Origin of the sequence: Microcoleus sp. D2_18a_B4 (genome assembly GCF_036702475.1) — a bacterium.
In the GTDB taxonomy this organism is placed as follows: domain Bacteria; phylum Cyanobacteriota; class Cyanobacteriia; order Cyanobacteriales; family Microcoleaceae; genus Microcoleus.
In genome coordinates this window covers 1-14702 of sequence record NZ_JAUBTL010000023.1, presented here as the reverse complement: position 1 = coordinate 14702, position 14702 = coordinate 1, and the positions used below count along the sequence as shown (strand labels likewise).

Here is a 14702-nt window from a genome sequence, read left to right as displayed (position 1 = left end):
AATTTTATCGTAAAAAAACCGGAGTCCATTTCGGGAATATATGGAAAAATATACAAATGAGTTCATGTCCTTTGACCTAAGAATTCCTCGATCTTCTGGAGGCAAACCAATCAATCTCACTATCAATATTGAGGCAGTATCATATGGTGCTTAAACATTGCCTGGAGAAAGTAGTTCTTGAGTATCCAGAAGCTAGCAAAGATAGCTTTACAGGACACCAATTTGCTAGCTATTTCAGAAAGACGATCCCAAAATCTATAGAGTCATTCTTACATCTCCCCGATATGTACAGCATTAAAGCTTCGGCCGGTAACGGTGCTTGGGCTAAAGTTCCTTGGATTGCAATATTTAATAAATTAGTCACTGAGACTGTAACTTCAGGATTTTACTGTGTTTACTTTTTCCCTGTGGATGGCTCTGGTGTTTATCTTTCTTTAAATCAGGGTATTGCAGATATACGCGATGAGTGTGGGCTTCCTGGATCAAGAAATATGGTGAGAAATCAAGCAATATTTTTTAGAGATACCCTTGGAGAAGAAGCGATTAAAGATTTTTCTGATTCACTAGACTTAAAGCTAACTTTCATTTCTAAAAAAGACGCTAGAAGATTGGGGCAGGCTTATGAAGCAGGTAACATTGCATCCAAATTTTACCCTAGAAATGAGATACCTGATGATGAGGTATTGACTGACGACCTCAATAAACTCCTAGAAATTTACTTTACTCTTTTTGAAAAAGTTTTTTTAATAAATGATATTCAGAACTCCGAGCCAAAAAAAGACGACTGGTTTGAAGATTTGACAAAATATAGAATATATAGAGTTACTGAAAGAAACCAAAGTTTATCTAAAAAAGTCAAGCAGTTGCAAGGTTATATATGCAAAGCTTGCGATTTCAACTTTGAAGCTCGATATGGAGAAGTAGGCAAGCAATTTATAGAGGCGCATCATACTGTTCCAATATCAAGCTTGAGCAAGGCGAAAATTAAATTAGATCCAATACAAGACTTTACGGTTCTTTGCTCCAACTGTCATCGCATGATTCATCGAATTAAGCCAACGCCAACTTTGGAGGAATTCAAGAAAATATTGAAGATGTAAAATGCTAAATATGCTGATCTCGCGCCCCCAACGCCGCCCAAACCCCATATCCCTCACCTCTCGTTGGTCTAAAATCTCCTCATCTGCCAGAAAAGGCGATATGTGCGATCGACTTTCACGACAAAACTGCGGCAATCCAGAACTAGAAAGCGTACTATACCGCAAATCGCCCACACTGGAAAATTTTAATACTTTGCTTGAGTAAAACTTGACACAGATCCAAACCATGAATTATATTAGACCTATGGATGCAGCAGACATGATTTAATCATGACATCCCGTTACCCACGAGGGTCTAGGAATTCCGGTAAAGACGTTCTGAATACCAAAATTTATATTTTGGCGAAGGCTCCTTAAGGAGCCTTTGTTATTTTAGGGCTTCGGTAATTCCTTATTATTGAATTCAATTAAGATATGGACGGCGGCCCTGAGCGATAGACACGAATCACTTTTTTCGTCAATGTCTCAGCAGTAGATATTGCATCATTAATATTAGCAGTCAGTCTAGCAATATCGTCATCTCGCGTGCAGGCAATAATACCACAGTGGTCAGGTTGCAGCTTGTGCAGTTGAAAGAAATCCCGTCGGTTGACGGTCAAAACAGCCCGATTTTCAATGATGGCAAATGCTAATACATCCTCATCAGGTAGTCCAGCATTTCCTGCTTCTTGAACAGTCAGGACATCATGCCCCAAGGACCGCAGGTTTTGCACGACTTGCCGAGGAAATTGTTCGTCTGCGTAGAGACGCGCCATAGGTTTATTTGATATTTTCAGGTGTATCTAATATTTCGTCAGCCTCATCTTGCAGTCTAATTGCTTCCTCAATTTCGTCAGGATAAGCTTCAGCATAAGCCCAAACATTTACCAAATCAGCAGCACTGAGATGGGGATAGCAGTCTAGGATAAAAGCATCGGTAGCGCCGTCATTGTGATAGCTGGCGAGCAACCAAACGGGAATGCGAGTTTCGTGAATACAAGCATCACCGCCCATCACGCCGGGAGTTTTTGTAATCGGGCGGCCGCTGTTTTTCAGGCTTTGGGTTAAGATGCTGATTGCCTCAGCTTTCTCGGTTGGCGTTAATGCCAAAAGTTGTGTTTCTAATTCTTTGATTGTCATGGAAATTTTAGGATTTATGAATTATGTAGCTATTTGCTATTATAGTGCGATCGCCCGAATCATTTGAGTCTAGATTGCGATCGAACGATCGTGAAAATTTTGATAATTTTCTTGATTATAGCTTGCTTGAGAAAGCACAAAATATGTAGTGTTTTGGGGCTAGATAATTATGTGTTGATACCAGTTCCAAATTAAGGCTTACTTATAAAATACTAGACAAGCTTGCAAAAATAGGTTTGTACTTCCGTCCTTAAAATTCTGTTCTCTTCCTTTGTCTCCTAAGCGTCTGCGGGGTTTGCCCGCCCCTATTTTTTTTGAGACATCTCAACTCAAACTCTTGTCAGGGCTCACTTTTCTGCTTAGTTGTCACCCGTCAGCCAAATCATCCTATTTACTTATTGACAATTGCTCTTCTCTGTTGGATTGTCAGGGAACGTATATATAAGGTTACAAATTGTATCATAAGCAACAGAAAGTACCCAATCTTTTATGTATCGCTCTACAATGGACAAAAGAAACAAGATTAAGAGGCGCGATCGCTATGGGTATCAATGAAAATCTAGACTGGGAAGAAGCATTTGAGTACCGAGCGGGCTTGACAGTGGAGTTGAAGTCCCAGCCCGGGGTTTTGCATACGATCGCATACTATGAAGTGATGATGGTACCGCCCATCTGGTTAGAAAATGACCCGCGTCCCCGCTATTCTCACGAACTGCGAGTCGTTTCCCACCAGCCAACTGTGTCCAATATTTGCCGGATTTCAGAGTGTCCTGTTTTAGTCGCCTCCTAAGTTTTTTCAGCGGGAAATATTGGCGATGGCATCTAGCCAGCAATCAAACCGATGCAGTGATTTTCGGATTGAGATTGCTTTAATCTACTTTGTGGCGATCGCTTACGCTTAAGATATAGATGACGGTCCAGAACGATAGACTCGAATCAATTGACCTGTTAATGTTGCAAGTGAGGAAATAGCTTCATTAATGTTAGTCGCCATTCTTGCTAAGTCCTGGTCTGCCTTACAGACAATAATTCCAGAATGGTCAGACTGTAAGCTGTGCAGTCTAATAAAATGACGGCGATTTAGAGTTAAAACAGCTCGATTTTCACTGACTGCAAAAGCTAACACTTCTTCGTCAGGAATTTTTTGGTTATCTTTTCCGGCTTCTTGTACTGTCAAAATATTGTGACCCATAGGGCGCAGCAATTCTACAACCTCTCTGGGAAATTGTTCGTCACCATAAAGACGCGCCATCATCTTAATCCTCGTCATTCTCGCGGATAGCTATTTCAATTTCATCGGGAAAAGCTGCCGCATAAGCCCAGGCATTTGCTAAATCAGTAGCTGTTAGTGTGGGATAGTTATTTAAGAGTCGAGACTCGTTCATGCCCAAACGACGAAAACTTTCCAGTACCCAAACAGGAATGCGAGTGTTTCTGATACAAGCATCACCGCCGCAGACACCGGGAGTTTTGCTAATTCCTTGCCAGGTGTTGGCTAAGTTTTGGGTTAATAATTGGATGATTTGAGCTTTCTCGGTTGGCGTTAAGGCCAGAAGTTGCGCTTCTAATTCTTTGATATTCATGAAATCTATTTGATTTATGAATTAGGTATGTATTTAATATTGTATGGCATCAATTGCTTGATGAGTCGGAATGACACAAGAACGGGAGCAAAAACAGGATTAACTGGTTTGCTAAATTGTCTCTGCTAGTTAGGTTTCTTGCAAAATGTTGTGAATTAATTCTGCTGCTAGTTCTAACTTATCGCGGTGAGTCAAGGCTTCCATGTCAACGATGACGACTGAGCGACGGTTGGGTGCGGGTGCGGCTGGGGGTGTGGCGGCGGGCAATTCCAGGGTTTCGTAGAAATAATCGATAGGTTTGCTGTAGACGGCGGCGAAGGCGGGTAACTCCCTCTCGGCGTCTACTTTGCGCTTGCCGTTTTCGATACACGAGATGGCTTGTTGGCTCAGGGTTATCCCGTAGCGCAGCTCTAACTGCTCAATAACTTGCTCTTGGGTTAATCCGAGTGCTTCGCGGGTAGCCTTGAGGCGCTTGCCAAGGGAGAACGCCATATCAGGAAATCATGTAAAGGACAAGGAAATCCTATATTTTTCCTTAAGAAACCTCCATCCGATAAATCACTAGCTATACGATAATCATGTAAAATTCAAATAATCATCGCCCCAGTACCAATTTCCAACCAGTCAAAGTCTGTTTGTCAATATCTTGAGAAAGGAATTAGCAATCTTATGAAGAATCAAGTTTTTGTTGGTAGTATCGCGCTCTTAATATTGAGTATATCTCTGCCAGGTAATGCTCAATCAAAGACTCCTGTAACGGATCAATTTGGTGCCACATGAACGACACCAAATGCCAATGTATGGCGCGAAGAGTGTAGAAAGTTTTACCGCATCAGGCTCAAGCCAGATGGTACTTTCATGACTGAGACTACTGAAATAACAGATGAATTTGGTGTTACGGGAAAAACACCTGATGGCAATCAATGGTTAAAAAGAATCAGTGGGACTTTTTAACTGTTGGTGCAGGTAAGGAAGTAAGAAAATTGAAAGGCGATCGCACTTTTTTCAACATCTCGATTAAAGTGCGATCGCTCTTTTTTACAAAATTTGCACTGACTCAGTATTAATTTCAGTTAAATTAGTCAGTTTGATATCATTCGTCAACAGCATTGCATTGAGAAACTTGGCTGTTGCTGCAACTACGGCATCGGGAAGTTTTAGCCTGTAAGTTTTCCGCAAAGCGATCGCCAAATCTTTGATATTACTATCCAGTCCAATCACTGTAACATTAGTCAAAAAATCACGAATCAGTGCCTCTTCTTCTAAACTGAGACTAGAATAAGATAATAATTCTATCTCACTTATCACAGAAACAAAATATTGTCCTGCTGGTAATGGATTTATTAAGCGACCGCCCAAGTAGTACAAAGATACATTAGTATCTAGCACAATTAAATCTTGACTCAATCCCACTCCTCCCTAATTTGTCTCTGGTACTCTAAGGGGTCTTGAGTTAGTTTAATGACACCCGCATACTTGGCTAAATTACTGTTTTCTTTCTTTTGAATTATCAAAGTCTCTAACAGTTGCTCAATTTTCTGCCAGTCCTCGTAATCAATCAGGACTGCAACTGGACGCATTGCTTCGTCAGTCACAAGTTTTTTCTTAACAGGTAGCATTAAGGCCCCCTTCAGATTTAATTTTTAACTTTTCCATTATAGCTCCAGAATTTAAAATGGGCATATCGAAATTACTAGCAGCTTGTGTGACATTTTTTAGCGAGCAATAAAAAAGCGTTCCGATCGCCCAAAACCATCTATAATAAAAAAGTCAGCGCTCGTGACGCGTGAAATTATGAACATCAAAGTCGTATTAGAACCCAGTGAAGAAGGTGGATATACCGTCTATGTTCCCTCACTGTCAGGCTGCATCAGTGAAGGGGAAACCCTTGATGAAGCGTTAGCAAATATTCAAGAAGCGATTGAACTTTACTTGGAGCCGATGGAAGAGGAATTGAGCATTTCCGAAGGTGCAATTGTGAGGCAATTGGTGCTGTGAGCAGCGATCGCACTTTTTTCAGTATCTCGATGAAAATGCGATCGCCAAAATCTATGGGTCATATCTATCTCTGACTGATAACTGTCTCCCCTTTAGCCTCAACCTCATCAACCTTTAAAGTTTTATCCCGCTGCCAAAACTCATCCAGCAACTTAAAAAAATACTCAAACCCCTCCTTTTCATCCACTGAGTAAAGCATGATAATTTTTGCCCAAGAATTCACCGACAGTACCTTAAACCGTCTCTGCAACCAAGGCTGAAACTCCCCGAAAAACTCATTTTCCTGTTCGCTTGACTCAATTCCTAATTCTCGCCTCGCTGTTTTATAACCCGCCAAAAACATAAACAAATCGCTAACCGAAGGTTTCCCAATGTACATCCCCGGTCTAGCTTTTATTTTTTCTATAATCTCCAGCAATCCACTCATCCTTACCTCTTGTTTGAGCTTGACACTTCCATTTTACAAACTTTCCAACTCTTCCACAACAAATTCCTCACTTTGACAGTGAAAATCCTTAACCCATTCTTCCCTTAACATCCCATCTGTTGATAGGTTGTCAAAGACTAGACCTGCCACTTCAACGCCATAATGTTTACCGTTCACTGTAATCGATTCTTCAACTCCCAGACGTTCTAGACGTTCGCTGATAATGTAATCTTCCTCCTGATATCTTGTTCTCAGTCTCAGAATCTTTCCCTGAATGCCTTGTTGTTCTAGCCATTCCATAACAGCTACAGCACAGCGATCGCATTCAAGAATCTTGAATTGACGTACTATTTTTTTAATTTCTTGATAAATCTCTAAATTAGAAAAATTGCTCACCCTTTTACCCTGAGCCTAGACAAACATACAGAACTCTACCAGAAAAGGAGTCAGCGGACAATTCGCCTGCATAAATAAAATTTAATTCACATATAAATCATTACGAGTTCTACCTTGAGAAGTATCTTTTTGGGGACTTGCACAGCACATCCGGCGACCCGCTGCACATACGTATCAGGTGCACAGTGCACACTCTCCGCAAACTCTTGTGTAAATCCTATTTTATATTACTGAATTCCTTGATCCCCGAAAATTTTCATCTTTCTTCCATCAAAAGCGTGCGATATTTAGCCAGAAATTAACATTGATTTAAACTTTTATTTAGGCATAAACGAGCTAGAATTCAATAGTTTGCGTGGAAGACATGGAGGTTAAATACACAAAGTCTGCTATAACAAATTAATATCGATCGCACTTCTCGATCGCACTTTACAAAACAACCACAACTTAGGAGTCAATCGCTAATCATGCTAGGAACAACCCAGATCCCGCAATTAAAGCCGCTTTCCGACTCAGAACTACACAAAATGAACGCCTACTGGCGGGCGGCAAACTACCTATCCGTCGGACAAATCTATCTCCTCGACAACCCCCTACTCAAAGAACCCCTCAAAATCGAACACGTCAAACCGAGACTCCTCGGACATTGGGGCACTACTCCAGGTTTAAACTTCATCTACGTTCACCTCAACCGCATCATCAAAGCCCAAGACCTCAACACCATCTACATCGCAGGCCCTGGACACGGCGGGCCGGGCTTGGTCGCAAACACCTATCTCGAAGGCACTTACAGCGAATATTACTCGAACATTTCCGAAGATGAAGAGGGTATCAAACGGCTGTTCAAACAGTTCTCCTTTCCCGGCGGTATCCCCAGCCACGTAGCCCCGGAAACCCCCGGTTCGATTCACGAAGGCGGCGAACTCGGCTACGCCCTCGTCCACGCTTACGGTGCAGTCTTCGACAATCCCGATTTGATTGTGGCGGCCGTTGTCGGCGACGGGGAAGCCGAAAGCGGCCCCTTGGCTGCTAGCTGGCATTCTAACAAGTTTCTCAACCCGGTTCGCGACGGGGCTGTGTTGCCGATTTTGCACTTGAATGGCTACAAAATTGCCAATCCAACGCTGTTGGCCCGCATTCCGCAGGAGGAATTGGAAAGTTTGATGGTCGGTTATGGCTACAAACCTTATTGGGTGGAAGGTTCAGACCCGGAAACCATGCACCAGTTGATGGCTGCAACTCTCGATACCGCGATCGGCGAAATTAAGGCGATTCAGGAAAAAGCCCGGACAGAGGGCTATTCGGGCCGTCCCCAGTGGCCGATGATTGTGATGAAAACTCCCAAAGGCTGGACGGGGCCGAAGGAAGTTGACGGTAAGAAAACTGAGGATTATTGGCGATCGCACCAAGTCCCACTTTCGGAAATGGCTTCTAAGCCGGGACACGTCCAACTCCTCGAAGATTGGATGAAAAGCTATAAGCCGGAAGAACTCTTCGACGAAAACGGCAAGTTAATTCCCGAATTAGCAGAACTCGCACCCAAGGGATCTCGGCGCATGGGGGCAAATCCCCACGCTAACGGCGGCCTGCTGCTGCGAGACTTGAAAATGCCGAAATTTGAAGACTACGCCGTTGACGTGCAAAAACCGGGCACTGTAATGGCAGAAGCAACCCGCGTTTCCGGCCGCTTCCTGCGAGACGTGATGACACTGAATCAGGAAAACGCCAATTTCCGCATTGTCGGGCCTGACGAGACGGCCTCAAACCGCCTCGATCCGGTGTTTGAAGTGACGAACCGGGTGTGGGCGGGGGAAATTTTGCCCGAAGACGACCACATCTCCCCCGATGGCCGGGTGATGGAAGTCCTCAGCGAACATCTATGTCAGGGATGGCTGGAAGGCTATTTGCTGACGGGACGCCACGGCTTTTTCTCCTGCTACGAGGCGTTTATTCACATCATCGATTCGATGTTCAACCAACACGCCAAGTGGTTGAAAACTACTCGTCACATTCCTTGGCGCCGACCGATCGCCTCTCTGAATTACCTGCTAACTTCTCACGTTTGGCGCCAAGACCACAACGGTTTTTCTCACCAAGATCCGGGTTTTATCGACCACGTAATTAACAAGAAAGCGGAAGTTGTGCGGATTTATTTGCCGCCGGATGCTAATACTTTGCTGTCGGTAACGGATCACTGTCTCCGCAGTCGCCACTATGTCAACGTGATTATTGCAGGGAAGCAGCCGGCCTTGCAGTATTTGGATATGGATTCTGCGATTAAACACTGTACCGCAGGCATCGGCATTTGGGAGTGGGCTAGCAATGATAAAGGCGGCGAACCGGATGTGGTGATGGCTTGCGCGGGTGATGTTCCGACGCTGGAAACTTTGGCGGCGGTTGACATTCTCCGCCGAGATTATCCCGATTTAAAAGTACGGGTGGTGAATGTGGTGGATTTGATGACGCTGCAACCTGCTAGCGAACATCCCCACGGTTTGTCTGACAAGGATTTTGATACTTTGTTCACGAAAGATAAGCCGGTGATTTTTGCTTTTCACGGCTATCCTTGGCTGATTCACCGCTTGACTTATCGCCGGACAAATCACTCGAATATTCACGTTCGGGGTTACAAGGAAGAGGGAACGACTACGACGCCGTTTGATATGGTGGTGATTAATGACCTCGATCGATTCCATTTAGTTGGAGATGTACTCGATCGCGTTCCGAAACTGAGTTCTGTTGCAGCTTACGGCAAACAAGCTATCCGTGACAAGCTGATCGAACACAGGCACTATATCAACGAACACGGCGATGATATGCCGGAAATCCGTGACTGGAAGTGGCCGCACGCGGGCCCGGTTTCGCCGGAAGCGCCGAAGGAAACGAAAGATCCGACAACGACAGGAGATCAAACCGTGCGATCGGGTGCACCGGGCTAGCGATATTCTGGGTAGGGACACGGCATTGCCGTGTCCGGCACAGGATCGTGGATTAGGACACGGCATTGCCGTGTCCCTACGGGATTCAATTTGTATTAGAATAAAGCTTCAGCAAGCAATGTCAATTTCGAGGTATGCGCCCGGAACAATCGTGTCGATCGCGTTCCGAATCTCGTCTTGATGTTTTTGAATGCGAGGCCAAGAAGTAGACAGCAAAACCACAATAGCAATTTGTCGGTTTGTCAGGTTTTGTTGATAACGCAAGTTGCGATCGGTCGTCACCAGCAGATTATACCCATCGCGTTCGGCAGTGTCGAGCAGATCGCCATTTGCTAATGTTGACCATCCACGTTCATAAGCAGTATCTACTGTATGACTCAGCAGCGATCGGCGCAACGGTACTGGCGTACCTTGATCGAACAATATCTTCATGCCACCATCTGCGTTAACGAGGCTAGGGCGCGATCGAGTAATACCTCAACTTGGGCGCGAGTTACTCCCGGAAACCATTCGAGAAACTCGTCAATAGAAGCCCCATCTTTAAGGTTCTCGAAAAAGGCGGCAACAGGTACGCGCGTTCCCCGAAATATCCATGCACCACTCACCTTGGTCGGATCGCGTTCAATGACTTCAAAGAGGTCTATATTCTGCATGACGTTCGTTGCTTGTTGCGGATGAAGTAAAACAACTAAGATAGAATTAATCTTATCATAAATCAATGGTGGTTTAGGATTTGTACATTCAAAAGAGGCGGGAATGCTTAAAGAAATAGAAATCCAAAATTTTAGGTGTTTTGAGCAAATCAAAATTTCTGGGTTTGAAAGAGTAAATTTAATCGGCGGTAAAAATAATGCTGGCAAGACAGCATTGCTAGAAGCACTTTTTCTCTATAACGATCCCGACGGTAGAAGTATATTCGCATTAAAAAAGCTGAGAATGGAATCGTCAGCATCGTCAGAATCCTCAGAATGGATAGAATCAATAGAATCAATATATAAAAGGGAATGGGACAACTTGTTTTATTCCCTCAACAAAGACGCAGTTATAGTAATTCATGGAAAAGATGAAAGTAATGTCGTAGATAAAATAGAAATTTGGTTAGATGAATCTGGAAATGTAGACAATATTTTCTCAGACACAAATGTAGAAAGATTAAGAGAGTTATTCTTGAAGGATAAAGATGATTTGTCAGTCCTAAATATCAAATTAACTCGATACAATCAAGAAACTGTTAATTCCGTTGCAATAGCTACTTCATCAAAAAAAATGGGGTTTGGCAGTCGTCCTAATGTTAAAGAACCGCCTTTTATTCCATCTTGTATGAGGTCTTTTGAAAGGAATCTCACGGAACTATTTGACCTGGCGCGTTTGAATGAAAAAGATAGCGAAGTTTTGAAAGCTTTTCAAATTCTCGACTATTCAATAGAATCAGTAGACAGTTTTTCGATCGGGGAACCCACGCTCTACTTGAGAAGGAAAGGCGAAAAGCGTTTGCCTTTATCATTGTTTGGAGATGCCATTAACAGAGTTGCAGAAATAATCCTTAAACTGGTAAACAGCGAACACAAAATACTGCTAATTGATGAGATAGAAAATGGCATACACCATACAAGTCAGCGGGAGTTTTGGAGAGTGTTATTTCGGTTGGCGGTTGAAATGGATACGCAGATTTTTGCTACAACGCACAGTTTAGAGATGCTTCAAGCATTTGCGGATGTGGGTTTAGAACAAAATCAGGAATGCAGCAGCGCATATTTTGAACTAGCAAGGAAACTCAAAACAAATCAAATAATCGGAAGTCGGCTCGATTTGGAAACTCTTAGTTATGCCATTGAGCATCAAGAAGGAGTGAGAGGTGAGTAATATTGTCATAGTAGAAAGTAAAAATGATAAAATTTTCATGCAGGCAATGGTTGAAAAACTAAACTGCGATATCCAGGTAGCATCACCTATTTATATAGATGATTATCAAAGTTTGGAAGGCTTGAGCGAAACAGAGTTAATCAAAGCTTTAAAAAATTTAATAAGAAAGATTGACCGAAAAGATATCGAAAAGATAGGAATTATTATAGATATTGATAATTGTTCAGAGCAAGAACGGCTGAAATTCGTAGATAGATGTATAAAACAAGTGTTTGAAGCTGAAAGCTTGTCAAGCACTAAACAATTTATCGATATTTGTACAGATCATGGAACAAATGCAAAATTGGCTTGTTACTTTACAAATTTTGAAGGTAAAGGCGAACTGGAAACGCTTTTAAAGGCAATAAAGGCTAGAGAATCTCCTCATGCTGATTGTTTGGATAGCTGGAAAACCTGCATAGAAAGCCAGGGACAGCAAATTAACCAGAAAGGTTTTGATAAATTCTGGGTGAGCATCTATCTCAGGTATGATACTTGCTCAGATAACGAACAGCAACAAGCTGGAAGGAAATGCAGTATGTCTGGGTTTGATTATGTTATGGAACAGAAAAAAGATATTTGGGATTGGGATAATCCTGCACTCGATGATTTGAAGGAGTTTTTTAAACTCTTTTGCTAATATAGTAAAATTCACATACAATTAATATCAAATCCGTTGGTATCGCAATTATTCATCTCTCTCTGATCTAACTCTGCGCCCTCTGCGCCCTCTGTGGTTAATCAAAAAAAATCCTGTTCACCAATCAAATAAGATATCTCTATGAGCTTAAAAATCTACTTTGTACGACACGGTGAAACGACTTACAGCCAAACAGGTGGCTTCTGCGGCGCTATCGATCCAGAATTAACGCCCGTAGGTTCTCAAATGGCAGAACAGTTTGCTGCTACTTACGCAAAATTGCCTTGGAATGCTGTTTATGTCAGTCCGATGAAACGCACAATTGCCACTGCAAAACCTTTGTGCGATGCTGTGGGAATTGAAATGCAGCTTCGCGACGGACTGAGGGAAATTAATTACGGTGAGTGGGAGGGCAAAACAGTAGAAGAGGTCAAAAAAGACTACGAAGAAGATTATATTAATTGGCTGACTGAACCTGCTTGGAATGCACCGACGAATGGGGGCGAGACTTCCGTGGAAATTGCTAGCCGATCGTCCTTAGTTATCGCAGAAATTCAGGAAAAGTACAAGAGCGGTAATGTTTTGGTTGTCTCGCACAAAGCAACTATTAGGATTATTCTGTGCACTCTCTTGGGGATTGATTTGGGGCGTTATCGCTATCGCATTGCCGCTTTAGCAGCTTCTGTCAGTATTGTTAAGTTTGACGTGCGCGGGCCGCTGCTGGAGGTTTTGGGCGATCGATCGTACATGGATGAAACTCTCCGCAATTTACCGGGTACTTGAAATTGCGGGTAAGGTGCGGGAGCGCACCTACATCCTGCAACTAAATCGCGCCTATGTTAGACAATCCTAAAATAGCACCTGCTCCCAAAATATGACCAAAGGCCATAGTTCCCACAACTGCACCCAAACTCAAACCGCCGAACATACTGGATGAGGGCATTGCTGGGCCTGTGTGAGGCTTTTGGATGGTTGATTTGCCGATCGCAATAGCTAAAATATTGCAAAGAATCATAATCAAACCGATCGTGGGGCTCCACTCTATGGTTCTGGGGGCAACGGCAAGTAAAATTGGTGTAAACATCGATCGACTCCTTAAACTTTAGTAAACGAAAATGTGCATAGAAGATATATCAAAAAAATGCAACTCTTCGCTACACATTGCATTAAGAGTTAATTTTTCGACATATTTCTTAAAAATTTTCCCAGGATCTCAAGGTTTCTTCGTCTGTGCAGGCGGATGAAAGTTGGACAAGATGCGATTGCAATCGCCTAGCGATCGAAAGAACGAATCAACAGGAAATAATAAAGCATGAAAATACTGGTGTTAAATGCGGGTTCTAGCAGTCAAAAGAGCTGTCTTTACGAGTTAAACGATGTCCTGCCCGATCGACCTTTGCAACCCCTCTGGTCAGCTCAAATTGATTGGACTCACCAGCAGGGTATAGCAGAGTTGAAAGTCAAAACAGCAAAAGGCGATCGACTTGAAGAAGAGTTTGCCTCAGACTCTCGCAAAGATGCTATTTCTCGAATGCTGGAGAGTCTGTGGAGGGGAAGAACTCAAACAATTAATGATTTAAAAGAGATTGATATTGTCGGCCACCGCGTCGTACACGGCGGACAAGATTATCAGCAAAGTACGTTAATTTCGCCGGATGTTAAAAAGGCGATCGCCCGTTTATCTGTTTTCGCCCCTGTCCACAATCCGGTTAACCTCGAAGGTATCGAAGCGATTGAAAAACTCCTCCCAAATGTGCCGCAAGTAGCAGTATTTGATACAGCTTTTCACGCACAATTGCCGCCTGCAGCCTTTGTTTATCCAGGCCCCTATGAATGGCTGGAAAATGGGATTCGCCGTTACGGTTTTCACGGGATTAGCCATCAATATTGCGCGCGTCGGGCCGCCGACATTCTGGGTCGAGATGTGGCAGATTTGCGGTTGGTTAGCTGTCATTTGGGCAACGGATGTTCTCTGGCGGCCATTCGCGGTGGCTGGAGTGTTGACACGACGATGGGATTTACGCCTTTGGAAGGTTTGATGATGGGAAGTCGATCGGGTTCGATCGATCCAGGCATTATCATTCATCTGTTAAAACAATCCGATTTTACTGCTGAGAAACTTGATGGTATTCTCAATCGAAATTCAGGTTTAAAAGGGATTTCAGGGGTGTCTAGCGATCTGCGGCAGATAGGAGATGCGATCGCCCAAGGTAATCAGAGAGCTCAACTTGCTTTGGATATTTACATCCACCGTTTGCGTGCGGGAATTGGTGCCATGCTGGCGAGTTTAGGAGGGTTGGATGCTTTAATTTTTACGGCGGGAGTTGGGGAAAATTCTGCTCTTGTACGGGCTGCCGCTTGCGAAGCTTTTGGATTTATCGGGTTAAAATTGGATGAGGAGAAAAATCAACATTCATCGATCGATCAAGATATTGCGGCAGTGGATTCAGCCGTGAAAATTTTGGTAATTCACACACAGGAGGATTGGGAGATTGCGCGAGAATGCTGGAAACTTTCTCACTAAGGATCGCGAATTAAATAACTTACAATTTTAATTGTTATTGTGGGATGGGCGTCCCGCCCGTCCAAAAAGGACGG

General features: G+C 43.3%; 21 protein-coding genes. 9 read left to right on the top strand and 12 right to left on the bottom strand.

Annotation, left to right across the window (positions count from 1 at the left end):
* Positions 1 to 143 precede the first annotated feature (143 nt).
* Complete coding sequence (locus QUB04_RS15265) at positions 144 to 1100, top strand: MrcB family domain-containing protein (protein ID WP_333285492.1); 957 nt, start codon at positions 144 to 146, stop codon at positions 1098 to 1100.
* 1 nt (position 1101) lies between these two features.
* A complete protein-coding gene (locus QUB04_RS15260; protein WP_333285490.1) occupies positions 1102 to 1305 on the top strand; it encodes a hypothetical protein in 204 nt (67 codons plus the stop codon).
* A 202-nt stretch (positions 1306 to 1507) separates the two neighbouring features.
* On the opposite strand, the gene QUB04_RS15255 is transcribed toward QUB04_RS15260, so the two are convergent.
* Entirely contained in the window at positions 1508 to 1855 is a 348-nt protein-coding gene (locus QUB04_RS15255) for a DUF5615 family PIN-like protein (RefSeq protein ID WP_333056587.1), read from the bottom strand.
* Between the two features lie 4 nt (positions 1856 to 1859).
* The gene (locus QUB04_RS15250) at positions 1860 to 2219 is read right to left on the bottom strand and encodes a DUF433 domain-containing protein (RefSeq protein ID WP_333285489.1); all 360 of its coding nucleotides are present in this window, start codon (positions 2217 to 2219) and stop codon (positions 1860 to 1862) included.
* 541 nt (positions 2220 to 2760) lie between these two features.
* On the opposite strand from QUB04_RS15250, the gene QUB04_RS15245 reads away from it, so the two are divergent.
* The gene (locus QUB04_RS15245) at positions 2761 to 3009 is read left to right on the top strand and encodes a hypothetical protein (RefSeq protein ID WP_333285487.1); all 249 of its coding nucleotides are present in this window, start codon (positions 2761 to 2763) and stop codon (positions 3007 to 3009) included.
* Between the two features lie 108 nt (positions 3010 to 3117).
* Here QUB04_RS15245 and QUB04_RS15240 read toward each other — a convergent pair whose 3' ends face one another.
* From QUB04_RS15240 to QUB04_RS15220, 5 genes are all read right to left on the bottom strand, one after another.
* Positions 3118 to 3474: a DUF5615 family PIN-like protein gene (locus QUB04_RS15240; protein WP_445301060.1), complete on the bottom strand. Its 357-nt coding sequence runs from the start codon at positions 3472 to 3474 to the stop codon at positions 3118 to 3120.
* A gap of 1 nt (position 3475) precedes the next feature.
* Positions 3476 to 3802: a DUF433 domain-containing protein gene (locus QUB04_RS15235; protein ID WP_333285485.1), complete on the bottom strand. Its 327-nt coding sequence runs from the start codon at positions 3800 to 3802 to the stop codon at positions 3476 to 3478.
* A 129-nt stretch (positions 3803 to 3931) separates the two neighbouring features.
* Positions 3932 to 4294 (bottom strand): helix-turn-helix transcriptional regulator, encoded by a 363-nt coding sequence (locus QUB04_RS15230; RefSeq protein ID WP_333285483.1) that lies wholly within the window; start codon positions 4292 to 4294, stop codon positions 3932 to 3934.
* A gap of 546 nt (positions 4295 to 4840) precedes the next feature.
* Positions 4841 to 5209: a type II toxin-antitoxin system VapC family toxin gene (locus QUB04_RS15225; protein ID WP_333341881.1), complete on the bottom strand. Its 369-nt coding sequence runs from the start codon at positions 5207 to 5209 to the stop codon at positions 4841 to 4843.
* On the bottom strand, positions 5206 to 5421 hold the full coding sequence (locus tag QUB04_RS15220) for a hypothetical protein (RefSeq protein WP_445251175.1): 216 nt from the start codon (positions 5419 to 5421) through the stop codon (positions 5206 to 5208). Before QUB04_RS15220 ends, QUB04_RS15225 begins: the two co-directional genes overlap by 4 nt.
* A 175-nt stretch (positions 5422 to 5596) precedes the next feature.
* Between QUB04_RS15220 and QUB04_RS15215 the strand changes: the two genes are divergently transcribed.
* On the top strand, positions 5597 to 5800 hold the full coding sequence (locus QUB04_RS15215) for a type II toxin-antitoxin system HicB family antitoxin (protein WP_333285477.1): 204 nt from the start codon (positions 5597 to 5599) through the stop codon (positions 5798 to 5800).
* 64 nt (positions 5801 to 5864) lie between these two features.
* On the opposite strand, the gene QUB04_RS15210 is transcribed toward QUB04_RS15215, so the two are convergent.
* Both QUB04_RS15210 and QUB04_RS15205 read right to left on the bottom strand, forming a co-directional pair.
* Positions 5865 to 6227: a hypothetical protein gene (locus tag QUB04_RS15210; protein WP_333285475.1), complete on the bottom strand. Its 363-nt coding sequence runs from the start codon at positions 6225 to 6227 to the stop codon at positions 5865 to 5867.
* A gap of 33 nt (positions 6228 to 6260) precedes the next feature.
* Positions 6261 to 6623 carry a papain fold toxin domain-containing protein gene (locus tag QUB04_RS15205; RefSeq protein WP_333285473.1) on the bottom strand — a complete coding sequence of 121 codons (363 nt, stop codon included), beginning with the start codon at positions 6621 to 6623 and terminating at the stop codon, positions 6261 to 6263.
* A 467-nt stretch (positions 6624 to 7090) separates the two neighbouring features.
* On the opposite strand from QUB04_RS15205, the gene QUB04_RS15200 reads away from it, so the two are divergent.
* A complete protein-coding gene (locus QUB04_RS15200) occupies positions 7091 to 9562 on the top strand; it encodes a phosphoketolase family protein (RefSeq protein ID WP_333285471.1) in 2472 nt (823 codons plus the stop codon).
* Positions 9563 to 9670: 108 nt separating this feature from the next.
* Here the strand turns inward: QUB04_RS15200 and QUB04_RS15195 are convergent, their stop codons facing one another.
* The gene (locus tag QUB04_RS15195; protein ID WP_333285470.1) at positions 9671 to 9994 is read right to left on the bottom strand and encodes a hypothetical protein; all 324 of its coding nucleotides are present in this window, start codon (positions 9992 to 9994) and stop codon (positions 9671 to 9673) included.
* Positions 9991 to 10215 (bottom strand): DUF433 domain-containing protein, encoded by a 225-nt coding sequence (locus tag QUB04_RS15190; protein ID WP_333285469.1) that lies wholly within the window; start codon positions 10213 to 10215, stop codon positions 9991 to 9993. Before QUB04_RS15190 ends, QUB04_RS15195 begins: the two co-directional genes overlap by 4 nt.
* A gap of 103 nt (positions 10216 to 10318) precedes the next feature.
* On the opposite strand from QUB04_RS15190, the gene QUB04_RS15185 reads away from it, so the two are divergent.
* The 3 genes from QUB04_RS15185 (at position 10319) to QUB04_RS15175 (ending at position 12887) form a co-directional block, all read left to right on the top strand.
* On the top strand, positions 10319 to 11425 hold the full coding sequence (locus QUB04_RS15185) for an AAA family ATPase (protein WP_333285468.1): 1107 nt from the start codon (positions 10319 to 10321) through the stop codon (positions 11423 to 11425).
* Positions 11418 to 12104 carry a DUF3226 domain-containing protein gene (locus QUB04_RS15180; RefSeq protein ID WP_333285466.1) on the top strand — a complete coding sequence of 229 codons (687 nt, stop codon included), beginning with the start codon at positions 11418 to 11420 and terminating at the stop codon, positions 12102 to 12104. The genes QUB04_RS15185 and QUB04_RS15180 overlap by 8 nt, the downstream gene beginning before the upstream one ends.
* Before the next feature lie 141 nt (positions 12105 to 12245).
* Complete coding sequence (locus QUB04_RS15175; RefSeq protein WP_333285464.1) at positions 12246 to 12887, top strand: histidine phosphatase family protein; 642 nt, start codon at positions 12246 to 12248, stop codon at positions 12885 to 12887.
* A 40-nt stretch (positions 12888 to 12927) separates the two neighbouring features.
* Here QUB04_RS15175 and psaK read toward each other — a convergent pair whose 3' ends face one another.
* Positions 12928 to 13188: a photosystem I reaction center subunit PsaK gene (gene psaK, locus QUB04_RS15170; RefSeq protein WP_333285462.1), complete on the bottom strand. Its 261-nt coding sequence runs from the start codon at positions 13186 to 13188 to the stop codon at positions 12928 to 12930.
* Between the two features lie 228 nt (positions 13189 to 13416).
* Here psaK and QUB04_RS15165 point away from each other — a divergent pair, with 228 nt between their 5' ends.
* Positions 13417 to 14628, top strand: coding sequence for an acetate kinase (locus QUB04_RS15165; protein ID WP_333285460.1), 1212 nt, complete (start codon positions 13417 to 13419; stop codon positions 14626 to 14628).
* Positions 14629 to 14702: the final 74 nt, after the last annotated feature.

Bases quoted from the DNA above. Each gene is read 5' to 3' on its own strand.
- QUB04_RS15265 (WP_333285492.1), top strand. From the start codon at position 144: ATGGTGCTTAAACATTGCCTGGAGAAAGTAGTTCTTGAGTATCCAGAA.
- QUB04_RS15260 (WP_333285490.1), top strand. From the start codon at position 1,102: ATGCTAAATATGCTGATCTCGCGCCCCCAACGCCGCCCAAACCCCATA.
- QUB04_RS15255 (WP_333056587.1), bottom strand. From the start codon at position 1,855: ATGGCGCGTCTCTACGCAGACGAACAATTTCCTCGGCAAGTCGTGCAA.
- QUB04_RS15250 (WP_333285489.1), bottom strand. From the start codon at position 2,219: ATGACAATCAAAGAATTAGAAACACAACTTTTGGCATTAACGCCAACC.
- QUB04_RS15245 (WP_333285487.1), top strand. From the start codon at position 2,761: ATGGGTATCAATGAAAATCTAGACTGGGAAGAAGCATTTGAGTACCGA.
- QUB04_RS15240 (WP_445301060.1), bottom strand. From the start codon at position 3,474: ATGATGGCGCGTCTTTATGGTGACGAACAATTTCCCAGAGAGGTTGTA.
- QUB04_RS15235 (WP_333285485.1), bottom strand. From the start codon at position 3,802: ATGAATATCAAAGAATTAGAAGCGCAACTTCTGGCCTTAACGCCAACC.
- QUB04_RS15230 (WP_333285483.1), bottom strand. From the start codon at position 4,294: ATGGCGTTCTCCCTTGGCAAGCGCCTCAAGGCTACCCGCGAAGCACTC.
- QUB04_RS15220 (WP_445251175.1), bottom strand. From the start codon at position 5,421: ATGCTACCTGTTAAGAAAAAACTTGTGACTGACGAAGCAATGCGTCCA.
- QUB04_RS15215 (WP_333285477.1), top strand. From the start codon at position 5,597: ATGAACATCAAAGTCGTATTAGAACCCAGTGAAGAAGGTGGATATACC.
- QUB04_RS15210 (WP_333285475.1), bottom strand. From the start codon at position 6,227: ATGAGTGGATTGCTGGAGATTATAGAAAAAATAAAAGCTAGACCGGGG.
- QUB04_RS15200 (WP_333285471.1), top strand. From the start codon at position 7,091: ATGCTAGGAACAACCCAGATCCCGCAATTAAAGCCGCTTTCCGACTCA.
- QUB04_RS15195 (WP_333285470.1), bottom strand. From the start codon at position 9,994: ATGAAGATATTGTTCGATCAAGGTACGCCAGTACCGTTGCGCCGATCG.
- QUB04_RS15190 (WP_333285469.1), bottom strand. From the start codon at position 10,215: ATGCAGAATATAGACCTCTTTGAAGTCATTGAACGCGATCCGACCAAG.
- QUB04_RS15185 (WP_333285468.1), top strand. From the start codon at position 10,319: ATGCTTAAAGAAATAGAAATCCAAAATTTTAGGTGTTTTGAGCAAATC.
- QUB04_RS15175 (WP_333285464.1), top strand. From the start codon at position 12,246: ATGAGCTTAAAAATCTACTTTGTACGACACGGTGAAACGACTTACAGC.
- psaK (WP_333285462.1), bottom strand. From the start codon at position 13,188: ATGTTTACACCAATTTTACTTGCCGTTGCCCCCAGAACCATAGAGTGG.
- QUB04_RS15165 (WP_333285460.1), top strand. From the start codon at position 13,417: ATGAAAATACTGGTGTTAAATGCGGGTTCTAGCAGTCAAAAGAGCTGT.